This is a genomic window from Streptomyces mirabilis (assembly GCF_039503195.1).
GTDB lineage: Bacteria > Actinomycetota > Actinomycetes > Streptomycetales > Streptomycetaceae > Streptomyces > Streptomyces mirabilis_D.
Genome location: NZ_JBCJKP010000001.1, coordinates 8,251,336 through 8,274,806, shown reverse-complemented (window position 1 = coordinate 8,274,806; position 23,471 = coordinate 8,251,336). Strand labels below are relative to the sequence as shown.

General features: G+C 66.9%; 15 protein-coding genes and 1 pseudogene. 6 read left to right on the top strand and 10 right to left on the bottom strand.

The annotated features are described in order from the left end of the window. Positions 1-3 precede the first annotated feature (3 nt). The 7 genes from AAFF41_RS37385 to AAFF41_RS37355 form a co-directional block, all read right to left on the bottom strand. Positions 4-921 carry a glutamate ABC transporter substrate-binding protein gene (locus AAFF41_RS37385; RefSeq protein WP_319749686.1) on the bottom strand — a complete coding sequence of 306 codons (918 nt, stop codon included), beginning with the start codon at positions 919-921 and terminating at the stop codon, positions 4-6. Positions 922-937: 16 nt separating this feature from the next. Continuing rightward, positions 938-1,681, bottom strand: a complete 744-nt coding sequence (locus AAFF41_RS37380; protein ID WP_054230383.1) for an amino acid ABC transporter ATP-binding protein — start codon at positions 1,679-1,681, stop codon at positions 938-940. 140 nt (positions 1,682-1,821) lie between these two features. After that, positions 1,822-2,262, bottom strand: a complete 441-nt coding sequence (locus tag AAFF41_RS37375; protein ID WP_319749687.1) for a DUF6278 family protein — start codon at positions 2,260-2,262, stop codon at positions 1,822-1,824. A 56-nt stretch (positions 2,263-2,318) separates the two neighbouring features. Continuing rightward, positions 2,319-3,098: an exodeoxyribonuclease III gene (locus tag AAFF41_RS37370; protein ID WP_054230385.1), complete on the bottom strand. Its 780-nt coding sequence runs from the start codon at positions 3,096-3,098 to the stop codon at positions 2,319-2,321. A gap of 70 nt (positions 3,099-3,168) precedes the next feature. Further along, positions 3,169-3,804 (bottom strand): MBL fold metallo-hydrolase, encoded by a 636-nt coding sequence (locus AAFF41_RS37365; RefSeq protein WP_067362462.1) that lies wholly within the window; start codon positions 3,802-3,804, stop codon positions 3,169-3,171. Between the two features lie 70 nt (positions 3,805-3,874). Next, positions 3,875-5,170: a bifunctional 3-oxoadipate enol-lactonase/4-carboxymuconolactone decarboxylase PcaDC gene (gene pcaDC / locus AAFF41_RS37360; RefSeq protein ID WP_343325354.1), complete on the bottom strand. Its 1,296-nt coding sequence runs from the start codon at positions 5,168-5,170 to the stop codon at positions 3,875-3,877. A gap of 466 nt (positions 5,171-5,636) precedes the next feature. After that, a complete protein-coding gene (locus AAFF41_RS37355) occupies positions 5,637-6,842 on the bottom strand; it encodes a tyrosine-type recombinase/integrase (protein WP_343325353.1) in 1,206 nt (401 codons plus the stop codon). A 928-nt stretch (positions 6,843-7,770) separates the two neighbouring features. On the opposite strand from AAFF41_RS37355, the pseudogene AAFF41_RS37350 reads away from it, so the two are divergent. The 3 genes and pseudogenes from AAFF41_RS37350 to AAFF41_RS37340 all read left to right on the top strand — a co-directional run. Beyond that, positions 7,771-8,061: pseudogene (locus tag AAFF41_RS37350) on the top strand (HD domain-containing protein); the annotation flags it as partial. 767 nt (positions 8,062-8,828) lie between these two features. Then, positions 8,829-14,942 (top strand): DNRLRE domain-containing protein, encoded by a 6,114-nt coding sequence (locus AAFF41_RS37345; protein WP_343325352.1) that lies wholly within the window; start codon positions 8,829-8,831, stop codon positions 14,940-14,942. Between the two features lie 935 nt (positions 14,943-15,877). Beyond that, positions 15,878-16,201 (top strand): hypothetical protein, encoded by a 324-nt coding sequence (locus AAFF41_RS37340; protein WP_343325351.1) that lies wholly within the window; start codon positions 15,878-15,880, stop codon positions 16,199-16,201. A gap of 559 nt (positions 16,202-16,760) precedes the next feature. Here AAFF41_RS37340 and AAFF41_RS37335 read toward each other — a convergent pair. Genes AAFF41_RS37335 through AAFF41_RS37325 form a run of 3 tightly spaced genes read right to left on the bottom strand, consistent with a single transcriptional unit; the run spans position 16,761 to position 20,895 of the window. Then, a complete protein-coding gene (locus AAFF41_RS37335) occupies positions 16,761-17,279 on the bottom strand; it encodes a DUF6262 family protein (RefSeq protein ID WP_343325350.1) in 519 nt (172 codons plus the stop codon). Then, positions 17,276-19,756 (bottom strand): tyrosine-type recombinase/integrase, encoded by a 2,481-nt coding sequence (locus AAFF41_RS37330; protein WP_343325349.1) that lies wholly within the window; start codon positions 19,754-19,756, stop codon positions 17,276-17,278. Before AAFF41_RS37330 ends, AAFF41_RS37335 begins: the two co-directional genes overlap by 4 nt. Beyond that, positions 19,753-20,895, bottom strand: coding sequence for a tyrosine-type recombinase/integrase (locus tag AAFF41_RS37325; RefSeq protein WP_343325348.1), 1,143 nt, complete (start codon positions 20,893-20,895; stop codon positions 19,753-19,755). The genes AAFF41_RS37330 and AAFF41_RS37325 overlap by 4 nt, the downstream gene beginning before the upstream one ends. Positions 20,896-21,005: 110 nt before the next feature. Between AAFF41_RS37325 and AAFF41_RS37320 the strand changes: the two genes are divergently transcribed. The 3 genes from AAFF41_RS37320 (at position 21,006) to AAFF41_RS37310 (ending at position 23,463) form a co-directional block, all read left to right on the top strand. Then, positions 21,006-21,173 carry a hypothetical protein gene (locus AAFF41_RS37320; protein ID WP_343326501.1) on the top strand — a complete coding sequence of 56 codons (168 nt, stop codon included), beginning with the start codon at positions 21,006-21,008 and terminating at the stop codon, positions 21,171-21,173. A 79-nt stretch (positions 21,174-21,252) separates the two neighbouring features. Continuing rightward, on the top strand, positions 21,253-22,167 hold the full coding sequence (locus AAFF41_RS37315) for an NUDIX hydrolase (protein WP_343325347.1): 915 nt from the start codon (positions 21,253-21,255) through the stop codon (positions 22,165-22,167). Between the two features lie 42 nt (positions 22,168-22,209). Next, the gene (locus AAFF41_RS37310) at positions 22,210-23,463 is read left to right on the top strand and encodes a protein-L-isoaspartate O-methyltransferase family protein (protein WP_343325346.1); all 1,254 of its coding nucleotides are present in this window, start codon (positions 22,210-22,212) and stop codon (positions 23,461-23,463) included. The last annotated feature ends 8 nt before the right edge of the window (positions 23,464-23,471 follow it).

Sequence of the window (23,471 nt, the reverse complement as noted above, 5' to 3'; positions counted from 1 at the left end):
CGCTCAGCTCGCCGGGTAGCGGTCGATGGCGGGCGGGGTGGGCGCCGGCACTCCGGAGAGCCCGAGCGTCGCCTCGTACGCCCTCTTCCAGTCGCCGTTCTTCTCACGAGCCTCCAAAGCGTCGTCGAGCGCGAACCGCAGCGCGTTGTCGTCGCGCGGCACGCCGATGCCGTACGGCTCCTTCGAGAACGGCTTGCCGACGACCTTGAGTTCGTCGGGCACCTTCGCCGCGTAGCCGATCAGGATCGCGTCGTCGGTGGTGACGGCGTCGACCTGGTAGGTGAGCAGATTGTCGACGCAGACCGAGTAGGTGTCGTAGGCGACGAGCGTCGCCCTCGGATAGTCGGTCTGGATGCGCTGGTACGGCGTCGAACCGGCCGCCGAGCAGACGCGTTTGCCGGCGAGGTCCTGGGGACCGTGGATGTCGTTCTCGTTCTTGCGTACGAGCAGCGACTGTCCGGCCATGTAGTAGGGGCCCGCGAAGCCGACGAGTTTCTTGCGGTTGTCGTTGATGGTGTAGGTGCCGACGTAGAAGTCGATCTGACCGTTCTGCAGGGCGGTTTCGCGGTTGGCCGAGGCGATCGTCTTGAAGCGGATGGTGCTCGGGTCGAAGCCGAGCGAGGCCGACATCATCCTGGCGATCTCGATGTCGAAGCCGGAGTAGGTGCCGCTCGCCGGGTCCTTCTCGCCCAGGTACGGCTGGTCCTCCTTGACGCCGATGTTGAGGTAGCCGCGCTTTCTGGCCCTCTCCCAGGTGGGCGAGGAAGGGAGCTCGAAACCCTCCGCCACCTGGTAGTGGGGCAGTTTGCCGGCGGCCGGTCCCTTGGTGGGCGGACTGCCCTCCTTGCCGCAGGCGGCGGTCAGCAGCGCGATGCACACGAGGGCGGCCACGGCGAGGCGCGTACGTGTCGTACGGATCATGGTCGTACTCCCCCGCCTAGTGCTTGAGGATCTTGGAGAGGAAGTCCTTGGCGCGGTCGCTGCGCGGGTTGGTGAAGAACTCCTCGGGGGTGCGGTCCTCGACGACGCGGCCGTCGGCCATGAACACGACGCGGTTGGCGGCGGAGCGCGCGAAGCCCATCTCGTGGGTGACGACGACCATGGTCATGCCGTCGCGCGCGAGCTGCCGCATGACTTCGAGGACCTCGTTGATCATCTCGGGGTCGAGTGCCGAGGTCGGCTCGTCGAACAGCAGGGCCTTGGGGTCCATGGCGAGGGCGCGGGCGATGGCCACGCGCTGCTGCTGGCCGCCGGAGAGCTGCGCCGGGTACTTCGGGGCCTGGGAGGCGAGGCCCACGCGGTCCAGGAGCTCGAGGGAGCGCCGGTCGGCCTCCTCCTTCTTGCGGCCACGGACCTTGATCTGGGCCAGTGAGACGTTCTGCAGGATCGTCTTGTGGGCGAAGAGGTTGAAGGACTGGAAGACCATCCCGACCTCGGCGCGGAGCCTGGCGAGCGCCTTGCCCTCGTCCGGCAGCGGCCGGCCTTCGAGCCTGATGGCGCCGGACTCGATGGTCTCCAGCCGGTTGATCGCCCTGCACAGGGTTGACTTGCCCGACCCCGAGGGGCCGATGACCACGACCACCTCCCCCTTGCCGACGGTGAGGTTGATGTCCTGGAGGACATGCAACTCGCCGAAGTGTTTGTTCACGCCCTGCAGTTCGATCAGAGGATCGACAGCCATGCCCGGCCCTACCCACTCTCAGCTGTGTCGCAGAAGCCGCAAACTATCCGGGCAGGGTGACCCCTCATACGCGACACGCACTTTTCGGGCATTAGCCGTATTTATGAAGTTTCTGGTTTACGCGGTCCCGGCGGGACGGGCTACCCCTCCGCCACCTCGGCGTACAGCTGGGAGAGTTCGGGGGCGCCGCTGGACGCCCAGGTGTGGCCGGAGGCGACGACATCGATCTCCCGGCCGGAGGCCAGCCGCACCGCCGGGTGGCCGTTGGGCCACACCTCCCAGCGGGCGCCGGGCACCGTGCGCACGATGACCGAGCCGAGATAGAGCCCCGCGTCGTTGCCGAGCCATGGCAGGCTCTCCTCGTCGTCGCGCCAGCGCGGCAGCAGCTGGTCCAGCGCTTCCAACGAGGCGACGGAGTCGTCGAGTTCGACGCCCGCCTGATGGGCCTGCGAGCGCAGCAGTTCGCACTCGGAGAGGAGTTCGGCGACGCCCTCGGAGTCGTCATCACCGTCGGAGAACACCGCGACGCCGAAGGCGGGACCGTGCTTCTTGCGCCAGGTGCGCAGGAAAGGGATGTTCATACGCCCAGCGTGACATTCGCACTCCGGGTCGCACCACAGGCGCGCCCCGGGGGCACTCACACGTCGAGGTCCACCACGACCGGCGCGTGGTCCGACGCGCCCTTGCCCTTGCGCTCCTCGCGGTCCACATAGGAGTCGGTGACCGCTTTGGCGAACGGCTCGTTGCCGTAGACCAGGTCGATGCGCATGCCGCGGTTCTTGGGGAAGCCGAGCTGACGGTAGTCCCAGTACGTGAACGGGTGGTCGTACTTCAGGGGCCGCGGGACCACGTCCGACAGACCCGACTCGCGCAGCGCGGCGAGGGCGGCCCGCTCGGCCGGGGTGACGTGGGTGGCCCCCTCGAAGAGGGAGATGTCCCAGACGTCGTCGTCCGTCGGCGCCACGTTGTAGTCGCCCAGCACGGCGAAGGGTCGGCTGCCCGCCGCATCGCCCGCGACCGCGGCCTTGAGAGCCTCGAACCACTGGATCTTGTAGGCGTAGTGGGGGTGGTCCACCTCGCGTCCGTTCGGCACGTACACCGACCAGACGCGGACCGGGCCGCAGGTCGCGGAGACGGCCCGGGGCTCCTCCACGCCCTCGTAACCGGGGTCGCCGGGCAGCCCCTTGACCACGTCCTCCAGGCCGACGCGGGAGAGCACCGCCACGCCGTTCCACCGCCCGGTCGCATGAACCGCCGCCTCGTATCCCAGCTCGCGCAGCTCGTCGACGGGGAACTGCTCGGCGGCGACCTTGGCCTCCTGGAGGCACAGCACGTCCGTACCACTGCTCTCCAGCCAGGCCAGCAGCCTCGGGAGGCGAGCGGTGATCGAGTTCACGTTCCAGGTCGCGATGCGCATGCCTCACAACCTACCGGGCGGGTACGACAACGAGTCGCCGTGCCCGCCCGACGCCCCCGCCCTCGGGGGCTCAGACGTCCGCCGACGCCCCCGGCGCGAGCCGCAGGTGCTCGGAGCCGCCCAGGGAGCCGATCTGGTGGTCGTAGATCGGGCGCGCGAGGTCCGTCAGGAGCGCGTCGTGGATGTCGTACGCGCGCTGCGGCTTCACCTCGCGGACGTAGTCGATGACCTCGGCGATCTTGTTCCAGGGAGCCATGACCGGGAGCATCAGCGTCTCGACCGGCTGCTCGGGCACGGTGAGGGCGTCGCCCGGGTGGAAGACGCGACCACCGTCGATGAGATAGCCGACGTTCGTGATGCGCGGGATGTCCGGGTGGATCACGGCGTGCAGTTCACCGTGCACCTGGACGTCGAAGCCCGCGGCGGTGAACGTGTCGCCGTGACCGACGGTGTGCACACGGCCCGGGAAGGCCGCGGAGATCTTCTCCGCGACCGACTTCAGCGTCCAGATCTCGGCCGCCGGGTTGGACTCCAGACCGGCCCGCAGCCGGTCCTCGTTGAAGTGGTCGAGGTGCTCGTGCGTGACCAGGATCGCTTCCGCGCCGACGGCCGCATCCTCCTCGGTGAAGGTTCCCGGGTCGATGACGAGCACACGCCCGTCCTTCTCGAGACGGATGCAGGCATGCGACTTCTTCGTGAGCTTCATGGGTCCATCCTCCCCCTCCCGGTGCCGCGGAGGGCTGCCGAGACAGGTGCTCCCACTACCAGGCTCAAGATCACTCCTGGGGGGTGGTCTCCTCCCGGATGACCTGCTGCGCCACCTTGAAGGCGCTGTTGGCGGCCGGGACACCGCAGTAGACGGCCGCCTGGAGCAGCACCTCCTTGATCTCGTCCGGGGTGAGGCCGTTGCGGAGGGCGGCGCGGGTGTGGAAGGCCAGCTCGTCGAGGTGACCGCCCGCGACCAGCGCGGTGAGCGTCACGCAGCTGCGCGAACGCCGGTCGAGGCCCGGGCGGTCCCAGATCTCGCCCCACGCGTAGCGCGTGATGAACTCCTGGAAGTCCCCGGAGAACTCGTCCGCCGAGGCCAGCGCCCGGTCCACATGCGCGTCGCCCAGCACCTCGCGGCGCACCTTGATCCCGGCGTCGTAGGGGTCCGGCCTGCCCAGAACCGCGGGCTGGACGACGGGTGGGGCGATCTCGGCGACGGGGCCGACCGGCGGGGGTGCCGCGAGCACCGGCTTGACCGGGGCCGCCGGGATGGCCATCTGGCCCGTGGCCGAGTCGTAGGCGGGCTGCCAGGCGGTGGAGAAGTGCCGTACCAGCAGGTCGGTGACCGCTGCCGGCTGCTCCACGGGGACCAGGTGCGAGGCGCCGGGTACGACGGCGAGGCGGGCGTCCGGTATCCCGGCGACCAGCGTGCGGGCCTCGGCGGGTCCGGTGACCTGGTCGTCGGAGCCGACGAGAACGAGGGTGGGGACGCCGATGCGGCCCAGTTCGACGCGTACGTCGAACGCGGCGAGCGCCTCGCAGGCCGCGATGTAGCAGCCGGGGTCGGTGGTGCGCACCATCTGCACGGCCCACTCGGTGATCGCGGGCTGCGCGGCGGCGAAGCCGCTCGTGAACCAGCGCTCGGGCGAGGATCGCGCGATCGGGTCAAGACCGTTGCTGCGCACGATCACCCCGCGCTGCCGGAACTCGTCGGCCGATCCGAAGCGGGGTGAGGCGGCGATCACGGCGAGCGAGGCGATCCGCTCCGGGTGACGCAGGGCCAGCTCGATACCGATGGCTCCGCCGAAGGCGCAGCCCGCGTATCCGAAGCGCTGCACACCGAGCCCGTCGAGGGTGGCGAGCAGCCGCCCCGCGAGTTCGGTGACGGAACCCGCCGGGTAGGCGGGGGCGCCGCCGTGGCCCGGGAGGTCGAACCGGAAGATCCGCCAGTTCTTGGACAGCTCCGGTATCTGCCGGTCCCACATGTGCCATGTGGTACCCAGTGAGGGACCGAGGATCAGGACCGGGGCGTCTTCTGGCCCGTCAAAGCGGTATTGCAGGGTGTTCATCGGTGTCTCACTCACCCGCCTGACCCTCTCATCTGTCACGAGATGTCACATCGCCGGGGTGGACCTAGCGGGCCTTGCCCCGCTCCGGCACTGCCGGACCTGCCGACGAGAACCCAGGTATACGTTCTCCGGGACGTACTCGTGGCCGTGTCGGCAGTGGGCCCTCCGGGCGCCTGCCCTCCTTCAGTCGCTACGAGCAACGCTTTCCTCTTTGATCACGGCCTCCAGGCGGTTCGGGTTACAGCATCGAGTGTGATGGCACGGACGAGGCACAGCGTGACTCACCTGGAAACCTTCCGGAATCCCGCCCAACAGCAGCTTGAACACCACACGGTGAACGCTTGGTAGAAGGCTTGGCCGTAGCCGGATGCTCTCAGTTACAGCCACCGGTCCAAAACCAGCAAGCGGACTCCGAATCCACCTCGCCCCAATCCTGCAGGCCATACGGCTCGCAAGTCGCTCGGCTAATAGTCCGCGTGGCTCACTCTTGCCCCTCCGCCGCACCCCCGTGCAGGCCATCCCAAGTGGTGGCGGCTCCGCGAAGATCTTCTACATCCGGCTTGACGTACCACCGCTTGGTCGTCTTGACGTTCGTATGTCCGGCCCATCGCGCGAGGATGTGGTCCGGGACGCCGTTGTTGGCCAGGAAGGTGAAGCACGACGAGCGTGCGTCGTAGAGCCTGACGCGACGGAGCCCGAGAAGCTCCATAAGCCGGTACGCGCGTCGGCGAAGTTGCTTGATCGTGAAGGCGCCGCCCCCTTCGTGCGCCAGCACGTAGCCCGACACCGTGTACGCCTCCCCCAGAGCGAGCCTCTCCTCGGATTGGAGAGCCCGGAATGCCTTGAGGGCTCCCAGCACCAGCGCCGGCAGCGGCAGATCCCGCTCACCCGCAAGAGACTTGGTGTCCTTCTCTACCACGTACCGGTTGCCCATCATCGTGCGCGTGTTGGCAATGACGATCGTGGCGTTCTCCAAGTCAACGTCTTCCCACCGGAGGCCGCAGACTTCAGCTGGACGAAGCCCCATCAGCGAAAGAAGAAGCGCAGCATAGAGACGCTCACCCCTAATTCCATGTATGAATTTCTGAACCTCCTGGACGTTCCAGGGCGGCACCTCCTCTTTAGTCTTCCGCTCTTCCTTGCGCGCTCTCCGGGGAATGGTCACGTGCGCAGCGACATTGACGTACACCAACCGCCGGGTAACAGCTCTCCCCAGCGCTTCCTTCAGCCGAGCGAGGCTCATATCCACACTCGTGACACTGAGTGGCGTCCCGACCCTTTTACCACGCACGCGGCCATGCGCCAGCGCCCAGTCCCTCCAATCTTCCACGTGCTCTTCAGTAAGGTCCTGGAGACGGATATTGCCGAGCCTCCCCCGAACCCGGTCCAGGGTAATCCCGTAGTTGTAGATGGTGGTTTCTTCGAGGTCCTCCGCTTTCATGGCCAGCCATCGGTCGAGCCACTCATTCACGGTGATCTTGTTGGGCGGTACAAGCGACCCATCATGCCGCCGATTAGTTATGTTCGCGTACTCAGCCCTAGCTTCCTTCAACGAGTCGAAGGTGCGCCTCAACTGCTTACGCTTCCCAGTTTCGTGGTCGACTCCTGCGTCGACAACAAACCGGTATCGAACCTTCCCCTTCGAGTTCGGCGGAAGTTTCTTGATGGGATCGGACAGAATACTCACTCTCCTCGAACAGGCGGACATAACTTCACAACGCCGCGTCTACCGATCGGGGTAGGCAAACTTGCGGCATTATTCGCTACGGCTCCACCGCCAAGCACAGCCGGGCGCGAACACCATTAATGCTCCGCACGATCCCCGGTTTCGGTAACCGGGGATCGTGGCCTATATTGCGCGCACCCAGGGGTTAGGAGGCCAGCCGATAGGACTTGAAGGCGGGTGTCGCACCATCCGTGACCAGTGTCAGGAGGCCGTCGCCGGTGAGCCGGCTAAGGCTGCGGGCCGCTACGGGCACGGGTGCGCTGACCGCTTTGGGAACGCTGCGAGTCGCGGCGCCAGGGTGAACGGCAACGTACGCAAGAACTACGCGGTCACGACGGTAGCCGCTTTGGAGAAAGTCCTCGCCAAGCAGGCCGGCAGCGCAGACGCAGAGGCACAGGGCCGTAGACAGGGAGTCGTAATCGCCGGTCTCCTGCGCGGTCCAGGCGCTAATGGCGCCGAGCGCGAGGAGGAGGATCGGGGCAGTGACGCGTATGGATCGAAGTGCGGGCCTCGTCCAGGGTGAGCCTCCTTGGTGGGGGGATGGGTGACCGGGACAAAGGTGGCCGAGAAAGTGGGTTCCGGAACGGCCGGAGATCCAGTCGCCCCGAACGCGCGTTGCCTCTCTGACCTGGTGCTTTCGGGGACGTTGTACGTTGACATGGACCTGAGGGAGGGTTCCAGTCCTTTGGGGCTCTTTCTCGTCTGCCGTGAGCTGAAGGCTCCGGCTGGCCCTCGCTCAGCGCTCAGCGCTGCCCGCTGCTCTGGTGGAAGGGATCGGAGCCAGGCACTCATAGGGCAGGAGGTCCCTGCCGGGGACAGATACGAAGACGTCCTGGGACGTCCAGCCGACACCAGCCGCCCACCGGGAGTTCCGGCCTAGTCTTCCAGCATGGATCTCACTGTCTGGGCCCACGACCTGGCCAAGTCCCTCCTCGCGGAACCCCTGCCGCGCCGCTGGTCTCACTCCCAGGGCGTCGCCGCGAAGGCGGGGGTTCTAGCAGAGATCCTGTGCGCCGATGCAGAACTGCTTTGGTCCGCGGCGATGTTGCACGACATCGGCTACGCGCCGGCACTGGCCGTGACAGGGTTCCATCCGCTCGACGGGGCTCGCTACCTGCGGGACCAAACAGCTGCGGACGAGAGGCTGGTGCGGTTGGTGGCCAACCATTCGTGTGCTGTGACTTCTCCGGGGGGCCAGGCTGCGGCGATGGCAGGATGTTCAGGCTTGATGCAGCTCAGCGTCGGTGTACTTGAGCTTATGCATCGCAACAGGTGTGGTGCTATCGCTGGATCGGATGACGTCACGACGGGCGGCTCCTACCGGTTCCTGTCTTGCCCCTCGGGGAAGGTGACCGGTCGGCGACGAAGTCGGTGGCGAAGTCCTCGCGGCGACTCCGGTCTTTTCGCTACGCCGCCACGAAGTGCCTGACTCGTCGGGATCGGGCGCGATGGTCAAGACGCTGCCGGATCAACTGGCGTGGCGATTGGCGGGCGCCGTGGCAGGCAAGACCAGCGCGATCATGTGAGAGTGGCGCCAAATCAGCCTCGGTGGCTGAAATGCGACCTGCACACTTGACCAAGATCGACAAAAATCTTACCCAAGGCGTAAGAGTTTAATTGAGGACTATTTCATCGAGTATGCGCTTGCCCTGTTGCCGGACGGCAGTAAAGCGCATATGGCGCTAATTTGTAAATAAAGGACATATGGACATATCAAGAAGGCGTCGTTATTCAAGTGCTGGCCATAGATGGGGTCATGACAGGTTGTGAGTTGCGTGTGAAGATCACCGACTGGTGCAGAGAGTCAACTGCGCCGGATAAGGACTTCACATGCCATCTCTGTTTCACAGACCCACGCGGCACAGAGCCGCAGGGTCTGAGCAGCCCTATCTGCCACTATCCCCCCTGCGTCGTCTACGCCCGGTCGCTGCGGCGCTGACGTTGCTGATGGCCGTCGAGGCTGCCGTGGTCATCGAGTCGACGGGCCAAGCCGTCGCCCTGCCACGGGAAGTGCCCGCCAAGAGCGCGACGGCCTCCGGTAAGAATCCCAAGAAGCTCGGCCCCGCCACTGCGGCCTCTGTTGCCGCTGCGCGGTTGAAGGCCAAGATCCAGAACCGCCGCATCGAGGCTACCGACGCTCGCACGGGGACCTCGACCACTTACGTCAACCCGGACGGGACGGTCACGGAGAAGGCGTATGCCGGACCGATTCGCTTCAAGGACGACGACGGCTCCTGGCACAGCGTCGACCCGTCGCTGGAACAGGCCAGTGACGGTTCGATCAGGGCGAAGGGGCATCCCCACGGGCTGACCCTCGCCGGCAAGCATGCCGCGCCGAAGGGGCTGAAGGCTGCAGGCGAGAAGAGTGCAGCGGCGCCGGTGCCGCTGGTCACGGTGGAGGATCGTACGGGTCGGCAACTTCAGCTCGGCTGGTATGGCGCGCTGCCGGAGCCCACGATCGAGGGGGCCGATGACACAGTCGCCCGGTACAAGGACGCGCTGCCGGCCACCGACCTGCTGATCGAGTCCACGCGCACGGGCTATGAGCAGTTCCTGGAGCTGAAGAACCGTTCCGCCGTCGACGCCACCGGCCAGGTCGCCTACAACCTGAAGGCCAAGGGGCTGACCGCGAAGGCCCACGACGACGGGTCGGTCACCTTCACCGACGCCAAGGGCAAGACTGCGGGGGTTTTGCCGTCGCCGGTGATGTGGGACGCCCAAACGGACAAGAACTCCGGGGAGCACACCCATCAGGCGAAGGTGGGGGTGAAGGTCGCACAGGACGGCGACACCATCACCATCACGCTGACTCCGGACGCCGAATTCCTTGCTGATGAGAAGACGCAGTTCCCGGTTACCATCGACCCGTCCATCAACGTCGGCAGCAGCTTCGACACCTTCGTCGAGCAGGGCTACACCACCGACGAGTCGGCCGCGACCGAGCTGAAGATCGGCAACAACGGATCCAGCCAGGTGGCCCGTTCGTTCCTGTCGTTCCCGATGAAGAACATCACCGGGAAGCAGATCACCGCGGCGAAGCTGAACCTGTATGAGTTCCACTCCTGGTCGTGCACGGCCAAGGGTTGGGACGTGTACAGCACGGGCGCGGCCAGCACCAGCACGCGTTGGACGAGCCAGCCGAGTTGGGGCACGAAGTACGCCACCAGCACGCTGACCAAGGGTTTCTCCAGCTCCTGCAACGACGGCTGGGTCAACGCGGACGTCACCTCGCTGGCCAAGGCGTGGGCCGCCAACGGCAACGGCTCCAACCACCTGGGGCTGCAAGCCTCGGACGAGACCGATCCGTATGGCTGGAAGCGGTTCAACTCGGGCAACGCCGCCTCCAACACGCCGTATCTGTCGGTGAGCTACAACTCCATCCCGGACGTTCCGACGCTGATATCTCCGGCTGATAAGGGCGCCACCAACGACACCACGCCGACCCTGTCGGCGAAGGCCCTGGACGGCGACGGCTCGCAGGTCACGCTGGACTACGAGGTCTGGGCCTCCAACGGCACCTCCGCGCTGCAGTCCGGCTCCAGCAGCAGCGTCGCCTCCGGCGCGACGGCCACCTGGACGCCGACGGCGCTGGCACAGGGCACCTACAAGTGGCGGACGCGGTCCGGGGACGGCTCGGCGAACAGCGCCTGGTCGGCCTTCCGCACCCTCACGGTCGACACCACGGCCCCGGCGACGACAACGGCCTCCTCCACCGACTTCCCATCCGGGCAGTGGTCGGGCACGCCGGACGCCAACGGCGACTTCACCGGCTCATTCACCTTCACCCCGCCGACCAGCGACGTGAAGGAAGTCCAGTGGAACCTGGACAGCGGCACCTGGCAGTCGGTGGCCACCACCGGCAGCGCAGTCACCGCCAAGCCGGTCTTCCGCGCGGGCAAGCACACCGTGACCGCGCGCACCAAGGACGCGGCGGGCAACGTCTCCGCCTCCACGAGCTACACCTTCTACGCCGGTTCCGGCGCCGCCCTGCTCACCCCCGGCGACGGGGACCGTCCCGCCCGGCGTGCGGAGCTGACGGGCCAGGGCAAGACGAGTGACACCGGAGTGCGCTACCAGTACCGGCGCGGCGAGACCGACACCTGGCAGGACATCCCCGCAAAGGACGTCCGCCGCAAGGCCGACGGATCGACCCTCACAGCCTGGCCGGCGACCGTCACCAGCGGCAACGCCGAGGCACTGACCTGGAATGTCACCGACACCCTCAGCGAAGACGGCCCGGTGGACGTCCGTGCGGTGTTCACCGACGGCACGACCACCGACGCCTCCCCGGCCACCCGGATCACGGTGGACCGCAACGCCGGCCAGGCGCCCAGCGAGAAGGTCGGTCCGGGCAGTGTGAACACGCTGACCGGTGACTACGGTCTGTCGGCCACGGACACCTCGGTCTTCGACATGAGCGTCTCGCGGACGTTCTCCTCCCGGCGCCCGTCCAACGGCGCCCAGCAGGAGGGGCAGGCGGCGATCTTCGGGCCGCAGTGGACTGCCGGCACGACCGCGGAGATCTCCGACAGCGACTGGGCATACGTGCGCAAGACGTCGGCCACTTCCGTGGCGGTCGTGGACGTGGACGGCGACGAGACCGGCTTCACCGCGGCCAGCAGTGGCGGCTGGAAGCCGGAGACAGGGGCGGAGGACCTGACGCTGACCGGCTCGCTGACGGGCTCCTTCACGCTGAAGGACACCGAAGGCACCACCACCACGTTCGCGAAGGTGGACTCGGCGGCCACGACCTGGCAGGTGTCCAGTACCTATCTGCCGACCGACAACTCCAAGACGAAGGTCGTCTCGGAGAAGGTCACCTCCGGCAGCAACACCCTGGCCCGACCGAAGTACGTGATCGCCCCCGCCTCGGCGGTCACCGCCGACCAGTGCCAGACCGCGATCGACACCGCAACGGCCGCGGGCAACGACTCATTCACCAACACCAGCACCACCACCGGCTGCCGGGTCCTGCAGTTCGTCTACGCCACGTCGACCACGGCCACCAGCTCGGCGTTCGGTAACTACACCGGACAGGTCAAGCAGATCAAGCTGTGGGCCATCACACCTGGTGACAGCACCACCACGGCCACCGCGATCGCCCAGTACGCCTACGACACCCAGGGCCTCCTGCGTGAGCAGTGGGACCCGCGCATCTCCCCGGCACTGAAGACGGCCTACGGCTACGACTCCGCCGGGCGGGTCACGACGCTGACCCCGCCGGGTGAACTGCCGTGGACGTTCGAGTACGGCAAGGCGGGCAGCAGTTCGGTGGCCGGCGACGGCATGCTGCTGTCGGCTTCCCGCCCGACCCTGACGGCGGGCACGAAGGACACGCAGGACGGCGCCAAGGCCACCACCTCCGTCGTCTACGACGTGCCGCTGTCCGGCGACAAGGCCCCCAACCAGGTCGCGCCCGCCGACACCGCGACGTGGGGCCAGACGGACGCTCCCACGGACGCCGCCGCCATCTTCCCCGCCGACCAGGTTCCCCTCTCCCACACCGGAAGCGATCTGGGCGCAGCCGACTACGACAAGGCGACCGTCACCTACACCGACGCCTCCGGACGCACGGTCAACACCGGCCTGCCCGGCCGCCACCTGACCACCAAGCAGTACGACCGGTTCGGCAACACCGTCTTCGAGCTGACCGCAACCAACCGCGAACTGGCGCTGGGCAACGCGGACTACCAGGTCAACACCCAGAGCCAGCTCGACATCCTCTCCGACTCCCCGGCCGAACGGGCCCGACAGCTCGGCACCGTCTCGGTGTACTCGGACGACGGCAAGCGGGAGCTGGAGGAATCCGGGCCGCTGCACCTGGTCACCCTCACCCACGCCCTCGCGGGTGACTCGGACAGCCCCGACCTACCGGCCGGTATCCAGGTCGCCGCGCGTCAGCACACCGTCAACAGCTACGACGAAGGCCGCCCCACCGACGGCACCGCCACGGTGGCCGACCAGGTGACCACCACCAAGGTGGGCGCCACGATCGACGGTTATCCGACGGACGGTGACGTGCGGACCACGGCCACCGCTTACGACTGGGGCAAGGGCTTGCCCACCAGCGTGACGACCGACCCGAACGGGCTGAAGCTGACCAAGGGCACCGGCTACGACGCCCAGGGCCGAGTCATCAAGACCACGCTGCCCAAGTCCACCGGAACCGACGCCGAGGCCACGGTGACCAGCTACTGGTCAGCCACCGGAACCGGCACGTGTAATGGACGTCCGGAATGGGCTGACCTCGTGTGCTCCACGGGTCCGGCCGGTGCGATCACCGGGGGCGGTTCCAACCCGACCGAGCTGCCGGTCAAGACCACGGAGTACGACCGCTGGGGCAACCCCGCCAAGGTCTCCGAGACGGCCAACAGCGTCACCCGCACCACGACCAACACCTACGATGCCGCAGGCCGCTTGAAGCAGACTCAGGTCACGGGCGGTGTCGGTACGGCAGTTCCGGCCCAGACCACCACCTATGACTCGGCAAGCGGCGACGTGGCGACCGTCTCCAACGGCACCGCCACCATCACCCACACGACCGACGTGCTCGGCCGGGAGATCGCCTACGACGATGGCGCGGGCAACGTCACGCGCACCGAGTACGACAACCGCGACCGCAAGATCCGGGTCACCGACTCGGCTCCGTCGACGGTCACCTACGACTACGACAACCCGGCCGGCCTGCCCAGCCGGATCCACGACTCGGTGATGGGCACCATCGGTGACGTCACCGGTTCCTACGACTCCGACGGCCGCCTGTACAAGGAGGTGCTGCCGTGGAACATGAACGTCGAGTTCGACCTCGACCCCACCGGCAATGAGACCTCCCGCTACTGGCACTGGGAATCCGGCTGGACCGTCCAGGGCGAGTCCACCAGTCAGAACATTCACGACCAGGTCGTCAGCCGTACCGTCTACACCGGCGGCGGTGCCTATCAGGACTACAGCTACGACGCGGCGGGTCGTCTGACCAAGGTCGACGACTCCGAAGCCGGCGTCACCACCCATCGCGCCTACGCGTTCGACGACAACACCAATCGCAACTCCCTGACCACGACGGTCGACGACGTCGACGGCGGCACCCCAACCACCAACACCGTCAACTACAACTACGACAGCGCCGACCGGCTGATCGCCTCCGGCACCGTCTACGACGCCTTCGGCCGCACCACCGCGCAGGCCAGCGGCGCCCAGAACGCCTACTACGCCAACGACCTCGTCCGCCAGATCACCGCGAGCGACAAGCGCACGACCTGGAACCTGGACGCGTCCGGACGACTCGCCTCCTGGACCACCGAGAAGCAGGCCGAGGACGGTACCTGGAGCACGGACACCACCCAGACCAGTCACTTCGGCGGCGACGGCGACAGCGCGGGCTGGACGGACGAGGGCAACGGCGCCATCAGCCGAAGCCTGGAGGACCTGACCGGCAGCCTGATCGCCACCACCAGCGCGACCGGTGACGTCGTCCTGCAACTCGCCAACCTCCACGGCGACATCACCACCCAGATCCCACTCGTGGACAACACCACCCCGGTGGTCAACACCTACGACGAATACGGCAACCTGCTACCCGGCACCGACCCCACCCGCTACGGCTGGCTCGGCGGCAAACAACGCTCCACCGAAACCCCCGACAACGTGACCGTCATGGGCGTCCGCCTCTACGACCCGACCACCGGACGCTTCCTGTCCGTCGACCCCGTCCTCGGCGGCAGCGCCAACGCCTACGACTACTGCAACGGCGACCCCATCAACCACTACGACCTCGACGGACGCTGGTGGTGGGGGCACCATTATTGGCGGCATGTGAGACAACATCTCAGAAACTGGGGGAGACGCCACCGCTTTGTGCGGCACACCTATTACGCTTTGCGGCACTGGGGCGGCCGCGTGTCGCGCAATCACTACGTCAGACAGTGCGGGTGGTGGGGCGGAGCCGCAGCTGGGCCGGTCATCACGTATGGCTGGTGGGGTGGGCCAGTCGACTGGGGCATGGCCGGGCTCGCCGGCGGCTTCGGCTGTGTAGGCGGAATGGGCAGTTACCGATGGGGCTGAAAAAAGTGACACAAATGCGCTCACCAGATCGTAAACCCGACCGTATCGGGTCCGTCATCGCTGCCATCGCCAGCGTGAGCAGCATCTATCTGGCTCACCTCGTGATGCCAAAATTGTCGCTCGGAATCCTGGTCATCCCTGGAATTATCGTCGGGGCAGCTATCGCGATCGCGATACGCAAACCGCGGAGAACGAGATAGCGGAGTGACCGGGTAAGACCTTAGAAACCGCCTGATAGCCATGTAGCAGAATATTGCGCACGGCAACGGGCGCCTCCCGGAGAAACCTCCTTTGACACTGTTGGTCAATTCGGAGGCAGGCTCTTCTCGGCCCCGCCGAGCTTCGGCTCGGCGGGGCCGATTACTGCGAGCAGATAATCCCGGTATCCGACAGCTCGCTGTCCCTTGGAAGAAGCGCAGCACGCCACCGCGTGGGTATCGTGTCGGTCAGTGCGGGCGTGGCATACGGCATCTAGTCGGCGAGTCACACAGACGGGCCTGCACCGGTATTACTGATGGTAAAGATAGGGCATGCTGAAGCAAAGCGTGACTGATTGGGTCGACAAGGAAAGGGCTTTCGCTATACTTCAGATATCGGCCAGTAGCCCGAGGTGTATCGGAATGTGGACTCGAAGTTGTTGGCCGAGTTTTTCGCGGGTCTCCGATGCCTTTCAGGGGTGGCCCCAAGGTGACCCACGACTACTGGGGCGCAGCCTCATCCCGTCAACTGTCCTGTGACAAACCGGGAATACCAGCGGGGATTCGGAGCCCCGCCGCAGGCCCTTCCGGGAGTACCTTTTGATACGCCGCCGTCATCGTGATGAACCTCAACCGCCTTCGAATTCTTCGGCGGCCTCGGATGCTATCCAGATTACCGTTCGGGAGCTAATTGCCCTTGTGGGAGTTCTTGAGCATGCCTATAATAGAATCGCCGAGTTGAGCGATGTCGACGACGAGACTATCGCCCGCGCCAGCGGAACCTCACTCATCCCATCACTGTATGCGCGAGCTGGATTGATCTTGACGAAAGGCGGTGCCAATATCCCCCTGCTTGTCAGCGAGGTTGGCCTACTTGAAGCCGCAGTGATTAACCTGGAGTCGTACGAGGGGAACGAGGTAGTACTGGTCGCCGGTTACGAACTTCTGGATGTTTTTGCGAATCGCGAGGCGAATGCCCACCCCCTGTGCCGCATACACGGAATCTTGACCTTTGATGGCGAGGCGGGGAATCGACCAGCGGATCGGCCACTCCTTCCGTGAAATGACGGCGAAGAGCGAAGCCTGAGCTTCGATCCACCTCGTAATGGCCGGGCTGCGAGTGGGGGAATGAGAAGATGTGTCTGCTTACCTGTAATGGTGGGAGTTCTCACGCTTTCATCAGGGCCAGCAAAGCGCCTCGTAAGTGAAATATTCCCACAACCCGGTGCGGGGTTCGCCGCGTTCGACGCCCCGAATCTGATCGCGCATGCCGGGCTTGCCCCGGCTGCCAGGGCGGTGTGACTGCCTCAACTGGTCACCGATAAGATGAAGGTGACACTCGCATGTTGGTGGCCATTTTCACTACATCCGGGCCATCCCGGTCTCCTACACGCGCCAGCTCCTTGCACTGCTACGCCACATGCCAGGACAGCGAACTGCGCCGCTGCATCGGGCACATCGGCACGTCAGCCACCAGTGTCTCTCTTCCCACCCTGCAATCTCTCTTCGTCCTGAGGACCGTAGCCGCCGACGACATGGGTGATGCGTGTTTCCGGAAAGCGAACCCCTGTGACCAACCCATCTCGACGCCGTGACCCGCAATTTCAAGATGAAACGCGGCTCAGTGAGGCTGGTTCAAGGCACGGGTGAGCTCCCTGTTGGCGGCCCGAGATGCTTCGAGTTCTTCCGTCCTTTCCTCAAGCTCACCGCGTGTCTCGGCGATTTCCTGTTCCAACATGGTGATGCGTCGCTGGAATTGGTCGATGTCCGGTGGGGTCCCGAGTCCGGATTCGTTCCATGCCTGCTGGCCAAGCTGCCCGGAGAGCCTCTTTTCCAGCTGGCGTACTCGTGTGGCGAGGCGGGTGTTGCGCTGCAGCGCGTTGGCCAGGTCGGTCTGCAGGGAGGCTCGGCTGACTGCGGCCAGCTGGCCATCCTCGACTGGCGTGTTGGCAGCTACGTGAACGCGTTCGAGCAGGTCACGGTGACGGTAGAGGAAGCTGCGGTCGACTCGGGCGGCCCGGGCCAGGGCTGACACGGTGATGTCGCCTCCGGTGCGCAGAGCCGCATCCAGGGCCTTGATCACACGCTGTCGGCGCCGTGCGGAGTCGGCTCGCTTGCCGTCGATCATGCTGGAAGTCATGCGGTCCTCCCGGGGCGCAGGTCGGGCCGGGGCTGCCGCACCGTCGGCATGCCGAGCGAGACGGCGCCCGCCCGCGTCCCGCGGACGACGGTGACGGCCTGCTGGATCTGGGCCCGGTCCTCGTCGGTGAGGTCACCGAGTTCCTCGCGGACGCGTTTGACCAGGCGGCGCACTCGGCTGATCTCGTCGTCCGAGGGCATCGCCTCTCCCTTGGCCCAGTCGTCGGCGTCGGTGAACGCGGCCAGGCGCTCGCGGTTGCGCAGGAGATCGGCCAGATAGGCTTCCAGATCGGGCAGATAGGACACGTCGGTGCGGAAGTGACTGCAGCCGACGCAGCGGAACCGGACCGGGCAGTCCTGACCGCCGGCGGCGACGTTCGACGGTTCGGTGCAGTTACCGTAGGGAACCTGGGTCTCGCCGACCGCCCGGCGGGCGTGCTCGGCGTCGAGGACAGCCTTGGCCTGCCGCCAGACACGGTTACCGCGCCGGTCGAACTGCATCGCAGTAACACGATCGACTGCTTCGCGTTGGCGTTTCTCGCTGACCCGGTAGTAACGCTGTGTAGTGTCGAGCTGGCGATGATCCATCAAAATCCGGAGGGCGTCAACGGGGACACCGGCGTCGGCGTGACGCTGCGCATAAGTGTGGCGGTAGGCGTAGGGGAAGATCTTCGCCTTGTCGAAGGGCAGCATCTTCGTGACGCGTGCACCGGCAACCTCGACGACGGTGGGGACGAGGAAGTCCGGCAGGGAATCAACCCAACCTCGATGGCGGTCCCCGAGCCAGCTGGCGGTCAGCGACTTCGTGCCGTGCGGGTTCGCCACCGGTGACGGCATGAGGACGAGGTCCTTGGCCGGGGCCTTCGGGAATCGGTCCCGGACGTACTGCTGCTGTTCGACGATGAGGGCCGCGGTGGCCTTGGCGATCGGCAGCCGCCTGCCGTTCCTGAACGCCTTGTGGTTGTCGTAGACCAGGACGGGCTCGCCGTCGCCGTCCCGTTCGAGGCAGTCGAAGGGCAGCTTGCAGATCTCGTCCGGGCGGCGGCCGGTGTCCATCAGCAGCTCGACCGCGGTGCGGGACTGCGGGTCACCAGCTCCCAACGTGTCCAGGTGGTCGCAGAGTTGCCGCATCACCTCCAGCGGGAGGTCGCGGCTGGCGTCGGTGTCCTCCGGGTCATCCGGGATGTCCTCGGGCCGGAGCGTGAACTGTTCGGACAGGCCGTGCAGGGGCTGTCCGGGCTGCGTCAACCCGAGACTTCTCATGCGGCTGAGCATGCGCCGCAGGTGCCGGACATCGACGACGTGGCGTGCGGCGGCGACCTCTCCCCGCTGCACCAGGTAGCGCATCCGGTTGAGAAAGGCCACGATGTCGTCGCGGCCGAGCCGCCGCGGGTCCGTGCCCTGGTCCGGCCGGTTCAGCCGGAGGCTGTCGGAGAGCCTGACGATGCAGTTGATCTGCGTCTGCATTGCTCCACGGGGGTTGGTGCCCCGGCGGCGGGGAGCATCGTCGACCGCCCAGTCCTGGGCGGCTCTGCGCAGCCATGGCTGGCTGATCTTCTCGAAGTGGAGGTAGCCGGTCATGCCGAAGGCGGCACCGTCCCAGGTGTCCTTGTGCCGCTCGGTCTCCGGCGACATGCCCCAACGCATGACGTGCTTGAGGAACCCCTTCGCCAGCGCGGCGTTCATCCTGCCCAGGCCGGAGAGGTCGAGTTCGGCCAGCGAGCCGACCTGCCGGGTGCGGAAGAGATCGCAGAACGGGCGGATGTGGTGGTCCTTGTGCCGGATGCCGGCGGCGACGCGTTCCTGCAGCCCGTAGAGGATCTCGGCCACGACCCGGTCGGGCAGGCCGAGCAGGCTCACCCTCCCGGCCTGGGCCATGGCCGGGGTGGTCAGCCGCCAGGTCTCCTCATCGAGGGTGCTGCCCTTGCTGATCTCCAGCAGTCGGCGCTGGTAGTGGGCCATGCAGTACCGTCGGCTGTGCCCGTCACGGGACCGGGGGCACGAAGCGACCTCACAGGGGCCGAAGCCGGGCAGCGCCTTGACGGACGGATGCCAGATGAACTCCTCCACCGGCAGGCCCAAGCACTTCCTCTGGCCCAGGTGGGCGCTGCACAACCCGACACGTGACGTCTTTGACGGGCGCCCGCACTCCGGAACGCGGCAGTCAGCGACGCCGATCGAGCGCCAGTGCCGTTTGACGGTGGACACGAACTCCTCGAAGCTCTGCCCGCTGGCCTTCAGTCGCTTCGCGCAGCCCGCGCACAGCCCATGGTCCTTGGTATGGAAGACGACCTTGTCGCAGCCCATCACCAGGCACTCCGGGCCACCGAGCAGAGGATGGTCACGGGGGAAGACCAGCTGGCGGTCCTCGCCATCCCAGCTCATGAACTGCTGGAATTCCACTGTCACCGCCCTCATGAGAGCGTCGGTGACGTCGTCCTGCGCTGCTGGCAGATTCTCGACAGGGGCGAGCGTCATCGATCGCCCTCCTTGGCGTTCACACGCGGAAGAGGCACCCGCTCAACCGCCTCGCGAAGCCGCGAGGGCTTGGGGTGCAGATAGGGGCGCGGCGATTCCGCGCTCTTCTGGCCCAACAGGGCCTGGATCTCGTCCAGTTTGCCGCCGGCATCGGCGACGTTGCTGGCCATCGCATGCCGGCACATCCGCGGGCCGACCTTCCGGCCCAGCCCGGCCCGCCGGGACAGCGACTCACACAGTTCGCCGATCGCATCCGTCGTCATCGGCGCCCCGTAGGGCGGCCGGAACAGGTTGACCAGCAGGAAATCGCTGCCGCCGGCTCCCAGGCGCTCGTGGCGCTCCAGCGCGTAGTGGTCGAAAGCCTGCACCACGAGGAAGTCGACGGGCATGGCCCAGGACTTCTTCGACTTCGACCAGGCACGGTTCTCGTTCTCACGCCGGACGACGTGCACGTGGGCGCCCTCGGCGTCGCAGCCCAGCGAGCGGGAGTCCATCAGCAGGTGCGGATCGCAGCGGCGCAGGCCCGCAGCCTGCCCCGGGCGCAGTCCGACCCGCGACAGCAGCAGGAGAATGAGCCGGTCGCGGGCGGAGCGGCACTGCAGGAACATGGCGACGATCTCCTCGTCGCTCGCCCGCTCGATGGCAGTCTCGGGCTCCTGAAGCCGGTGACGGGCCCGCATCCGGTATCGCATGGCACCGCTGTCGCCGCGAGCCTCCTGAGGCAGGTCGCGATCGTCGCCGAGCTCATAAATCTGCTCCAACACCCAGGCTGGCGCGGCCTTGTTCACCACGGCGTGCACCAGGAACATCCGCACTGCCGTCAGCACCTTGTTGATCCGGCTCTCGCCCCGGACCGGCCTCGCGCCCGGTCCGGGCACCACGACGCGCAGTCGGCCGTCGCTCCGCGGGGTCCACTTCAGCCAGAGCATGAACAGGCCCATGTCCCGGGCGGCGGTCCGCCACTCCCGCCCGGTGCTCACGCACCACACCAGGAACAGCACCACGGCCTCGGCGTACGCCTTCGTCGTCGTCTCCGCCTGCCCCCGGGCCAACCTCAACTCCCGCAGGAAGCGGTCGACTTCCTCCACCACCCCCAACTCGTCGTCCACCACGGTCCAGTACCGGGTGCCCGACGGCATCTGTACAGGGAATGCACGCACTTGGTACCCCTACTCCACGAGTCGATCGCAACGATCCACCGCAGAGCCACACCCCCTGAGAACCGTCACCATCTCCCCAACGAGAGGGCTTGGTAAGACGTCACACCACAGTCGGGGAACCCCCAGAGAACACGAAGATCGCCGACCGGATCATCGTGATGGAACACGGCCGGATCGCCGAACACGGTACGTACGACGAACTCTCCCACGGTGGCGGTCTGTTCGCCGAACTCCTCGCCCTGTCCACCGACCGCTGACCCAATCACCCCGTTGCCGCGGCCCGGCCCCGGGGCGCGGCGGCCACGCCCTTCGCCCGCCGTACAGATGGAGGATTCCGTGACCGCACCAGCTGTAGCCACGACCACAGCGGCGCTGCTCGTCAGCCAGGACGGCCGCTACCTGCTGCACCTGCGGGACGCCAACAAGAACATCTGCAGCGCCGGGCAGTGGTCCCTGCCCGGCGGCCATCCTGAACCCGGCGAGAGTCTCGACGACACGATCGCCCGCGAACTGCTGGAAGAGGCCGGGCTGCACATCCCCGGCCTCGTCCCGCTCGCCATCATCGAGAACACCGACGCCGACGCCCGGCCCACCAGCCGGATCCAGGTGTACGCCGGGACGTGGAACGGCGACCCCGCGCTGCTGCCCCTCACCGAGGGCATCATGCTGCGCTGGACCGATCCCGAGCAGATCCCGTATCTGACCATGGATCCCAAGACCACGGCCGTCATCCGCCACCACCAGGACGGCACGCGCACAGGCGACGGTGCCGCCGGGCAGTTGCCCGTGCTCCGCATGCGCAACACCGGCACGAAGACGGTCCCGAACGTCATCGGCGTCCACCTGTATCTGGAACGGGACGGAGAGATCCTGCTCGGGCTGCGGCATGCCGACTCCGCCTACGCGCCCCTGGAGCATCACTTCCTGGCCGGTCACTGCGAGAGAGAGTCCGCCGTCGCCTGCCTGATCCGGGAGGCGATGGAGGAGGCCGGGCTGGTGATCAAGGCTGAGGATGTCGACCTCGTGCACACCGTCCACGTCCTGGATGCTCCCGGCACCCAGCCCCGACTGCAGCTGGTCTTCCGGGCTCACCGATGGCAGGGCGAACCGCAGGTCCGGGAACGGGACGAGTGCGTGAGCTGGGGCTGGTGGCCCGCCAACGCCCTGCCGGAGCCAACCGTCGCCTACACCCGGGCCGCCATCGACGGCATCCGGCGCGGACGCCTCTACACCGAACTCGGCTGGACCTGACCATTATCCCTTCCCTCTCGCCTTCTCAGGGAGATCACCACCGTGCCCGAACCCGCCCTACCCGCATCCCTGGCCGCCGCAGCCGCGGACTACACCGACGCGGCGACAGGCCGGGCGGCCATGATCGCCCGCCTTCACGAGGCCGGGGACCTGTCCCCCGGCCCGGTGTCCGAGGCACTTCTGGCGCTGCCCCGGCAGACGCTGATGCCGCAGGCGTACGTACGGCGCAGCGTCCCGGATGAAACCCCGCCGCGCTGGGAGCTGCTGGACTGGTCGGTGCCCGAGGACCGGGAAGAACTGCTGCGGGTGCTCCACAGCGGGGACAGCGTCGCCGTCCAGCATGACGGTGAACCCCTCCTGGGCCGGGCGCGCGGCACGCGTTCGGGCGGGGCGATGACGTCCATGTCGAGCGTGATGGGGATGACCGCCGGGCTCCTGCAGGAGCTGGATCTGGAGCCTGGGCAGCGGGTGCTGGATGTCGGCACGGGCGCCGCCGTGACCGCTGCGGTGGCCTGCTTCGTCAGCGGCGACGCCGGGGTCGTCACTATCGATCTCGACGAACACGTCACCGCGGCCGCCGCCGCCCGCCTCGCCGACCTGGGCTACCGGCCCACTGTGGTCGCGGGGGATGGCGAAGCGGGCCGGCCCGACCGGGCGCCGTACGACCGGATGTTCGTCTCCTTCGCCGTGCCCCGTTTGCCTCCGGCGCTGGTGGAACAGCTCGCGCCGCAGGGGTTGTTGCTGGCTACCGTCGGCACCAGCTCGCCGTCCTGGCCGGGACTGGCTGTGACCACCAAAACAGCACAGGGACGCGTCGAGGGAGAGCTGCGGGCGGTCGAGTTCGGGCACCGCGCTGGGTGGGGCTGGGACCGTCTCTTCCTGTCCGCCGCGTTCCGCGAGGAGATGGCCACTGCCGAAGGTGTGACCGTACGCGGGTATCGCCCACCACCGCCCGAGGAGGCGCGGGGATTCTGGCTGGCGCTCGATCACCTTCGGCCCGGACTGGTACGCACCTTCGGCGCCGGGCACCTTCAGATCGGCGCTCCCGAGTGCGGCTCCTGGGTGCGCGTGAGCCCGGATGGTGACGGCACGTGCTCGGTCACGGGATTCGGGCGGCGCGCCATCTGGCACGAGATCGAACAGATCGCGGCCCTGTGGCGGGCGGCCGGCGAACCCGACGCGTACCGGATCGAGTTCTCTGCGGACGGAAAGCAGTGGGCCATCGCCGGATCCGGCCGTAACGAGCTGCGTTGGACGCTCCGCGACGAGCGCCCGGTGAAAGGGGACCGGCGTTGAACCCTCCA

What these genes read in the sequence shown, in the direction of transcription:
- AAFF41_RS37385 (WP_319749686.1), bottom strand. Translation starts at nt 921, where the DNA reads ATGATCCGTACGACACGTACGCGCCTCGCCGTGGCCGCCCTCGTGTGC.
- AAFF41_RS37380 (WP_054230383.1), bottom strand. Translation starts at nt 1,681, where the DNA reads ATGGCTGTCGATCCTCTGATCGAACTGCAGGGCGTGAACAAACACTTC.
- AAFF41_RS37375 (WP_319749687.1), bottom strand. Translation starts at nt 2,262, where the DNA reads ATGAACATCCCTTTCCTGCGCACCTGGCGCAAGAAGCACGGTCCCGCC.
- AAFF41_RS37370 (WP_054230385.1), bottom strand. Translation starts at nt 3,098, where the DNA reads ATGCGCATCGCGACCTGGAACGTGAACTCGATCACCGCTCGCCTCCCG.
- AAFF41_RS37365 (WP_067362462.1), bottom strand. Translation starts at nt 3,804, where the DNA reads ATGAAGCTCACGAAGAAGTCGCATGCCTGCATCCGTCTCGAGAAGGAC.
- AAFF41_RS37345 (WP_343325352.1), top strand. Translation starts at nt 8,829, where the DNA reads ATGGCCGTCGAGGCTGCCGTGGTCATCGAGTCGACGGGCCAAGCCGTC.
- AAFF41_RS37335 (WP_343325350.1), bottom strand. Translation starts at nt 17,279, where the DNA reads ATGACTTCCAGCATGATCGACGGCAAGCGAGCCGACTCCGCACGGCGC.
- AAFF41_RS37330 (WP_343325349.1), bottom strand. Translation starts at nt 19,756, where the DNA reads ATGACGCTCGCCCCTGTCGAGAATCTGCCAGCAGCGCAGGACGACGTC.
- AAFF41_RS37325 (WP_343325348.1), bottom strand. Translation starts at nt 20,895, where the DNA reads ATGCCGTCGGGCACCCGGTACTGGACCGTGGTGGACGACGAGTTGGGG.